The organism is Amycolatopsis rhizosphaerae (assembly GCF_007713715.1).
Lineage (GTDB): Bacteria > Actinomycetota > Actinomycetes > Mycobacteriales > Pseudonocardiaceae > Amycolatopsis_E > Amycolatopsis_E rhizosphaerae.
The window spans coordinates 1-2,188 of the sequence record NZ_VJWX01000751.1 but is presented as its reverse complement, the minus strand read 5'-3'; the positions used below and the strand labels follow the sequence as shown (position 1 = coordinate 2,188).

General features: G+C 73.0%; 2 protein-coding genes and 1 pseudogene. 2 read left to right on the top strand and 1 reads right to left on the bottom strand.

The window, feature by feature from the left end; translation table 11 throughout:
* Positions 1 to 806 (top strand): L-lactate permease (locus FNH05_RS36395; protein ID WP_144593375.1); only part of this gene is annotated, 806 nt, incomplete at its 5' end.
* 4 nt (positions 807 to 810) lie between these two features.
* Here FNH05_RS36395 and FNH05_RS36390 read toward each other — a convergent pair.
* Positions 811 to 1,158 carry a Rieske (2Fe-2S) protein gene (locus tag FNH05_RS36390; protein ID WP_186382920.1) on the bottom strand — a complete coding sequence of 116 codons (348 nt, stop codon included), beginning with the start codon at positions 1,156 to 1,158 and terminating at the stop codon, positions 811 to 813.
* Positions 1,159 to 1,294: 136 nt separating this feature from the next.
* Between FNH05_RS36390 and FNH05_RS36385 the strand changes: the two are divergent.
* Positions 1,295 to 2,188, top strand: a pseudogene (locus FNH05_RS36385) (S9 family peptidase); the annotation flags it as partial.

Here is a 2,188-nt window from a genome sequence, read left to right as displayed (position 1 = left end):
GTGCCACCCCGACCGCCACCCCGACCAGCACCGCGACCGGCACGGACGGCGAGCGCGGCGCGGACACCGGTGCCGAGGTGTTCCGCGCCTACGCCCCGTACCTGATCATCATCGCGGTGTTCGCGCTCGCCCAGATCCCCGCGATCCGGGACGCGCTGGGCAGCGTGACCAGGACCTTCGCCTGGCCGGGCCTGCACATCCAGTCCGCCTCCGGCAAACCGTCCACCCTGCCGAACTTCAAGTTCGACTGGCTCGCCTCCGCGGGCACCCTGCTGGTCATCGCGGGGCTGCTCAGCATCCCGGTGATCCGGATCCGGCCGGGGCAGGCCCTGCGCACCTACGGGCAGACCTACCGGTACCTGGCCGCCGCGATCGTCACCGTGATGGCGGTGCTGGCGCTGGCGTACGTGATGAACGCGAGCGGGCAGACCGCGACGCTGGGCACGTGGATGGCCGGTGCGGGCGGGATCTTCGCGCTGATCTCCCCGATCCTCGGCTGGCTCGGGGTGGCCGTCACCGGTTCGGACACCTCGTCGAACTCCCTGTTCGGCGCGCTGCAGGTGGTGGCGGCCCAGAAGGCGGGACTGGATTCCGTGCTGCTGGCCGCCGCGAACTCCTCCGGCGGCGTGCTCGGCAAGATGATCAGCCCGCAGAACCTCGCCATCGCGGCCGCCGCGGTCGGCATGTCGGGCCGCGAGGGCGAGCTGTTCCGGCGCGTCTTCGGCTGGAGCCTGCTCTTCGTCGCCGTGATGTGCCTCCTGGTGCTGCTGCAGTCCACCCCGGTCCTGTCCTGGATGGTGCCCTGACCACTCAGCGGGGAAGCCTGCGCAGCCGGATCCACACCCAGCCGTCCCGCTCCTGCACCGGGTAAACGCGCAGGTCGCGGACGTGACAGGCCAGGGAGGGCGGCAGCTGGGCGCGCGGACTGCGGTTTTCGCCGGTGCGGGCGTCGTAGGTGTAGTGGTGGTAGGGGCAGGAGATCTCGTCTCCGGTGACGGGCGCGCCGTCGAGGGGCCGGTTCTCGTGCGGGCAGCGCGGGGCCACCGCGATCGCCCGGCCATCGGCCGTGCGGCCGAGGAGCACGGGCCGTCCCCGGACCTCCACCCGGGACAGCACACCCGTCACGTCCTCGCTGCGTACCGTTCGCTCCCACGCCATGTCAGCGGTGTTCCACCTGCCCTCCGCCCCGGTGACGCCCCGAGCGTACCCCCGGGGGCAGCACCGCCGAACATGCTCCACAGTGGACAATCGATGAAACCGCCCGCCGCCGCCCCGCGGGTGGTATGAAGACCTCATGATCAGCGATGCTCCGCACGAGGACGAGAACCCGTTCTCCGACCTGGACACCTACGCGGCCCTGCCCCGCACCTCGGGCCTGTGGCTGTCCCCCGACGGCCGCCGCGTGGTCGTCGGCCTGTCCACCCCCGACCCGAAGAAGAACCGCTACACCACCGCTCTGTGGGAGGTCGACCCCGAGGGGAACCGCCCGGCGCGCCGCCTGACCCGCAGCACGCAGGGCGAGTCCGGTGCCGCCTTCACCCCGGAGGGCGACCTGCTGTTCGTCTCGTCCAGACCGGACCGGACGAGCGAAGAGGCGCCCGAAACCGGGGCGCTGTGGCTGCAGCCCGCCACCGGCGGGGACGCCCGGGTCATCGCCGCCCCACCGGGCGGGGTGCGGGAGGTCGTGGTGGCGGCCACGGCGGGCACCATCGTGTTCGGTTCGGGGGTCCTGCCCTCCGCGGGCGGCCTCGCCGAGGACGAGGAACTACGCAAGCAGCGCAAGGACGCCGGGGTGTCGGCGATCCTGCACGAGGAGTACCCCGTGCGGTACTGGGACCACGATCTCGGCCCCGACCGCACCCGCCTGCTGACCGCCCCGGGGGCACCCGCCGGGGAGGAGACGGCGGACTGGAAGGACCTCACCGGCCACGTCGGCCGGGCTCTGGGAGACGAATCCTCCTGGCACCTCTCCCCCGACGGCACCACCGTGGCCGCGTCGTGGACCGTCGCCGAGGCCCGCGGCTCGCAGCGGCAGACACTCGTCGCCCTCGACGTGGCGAGCGGGACGCGGCGCGTCCTGGCCGACGACTCCGAGCACGAGTACGAGTCCCCGCGCATCTCGCCCGACGGCACGCAGGTCGCCGTCGTGGTGCGCAGGCGGTCCACCCCGCACGACCCCGGCGACACC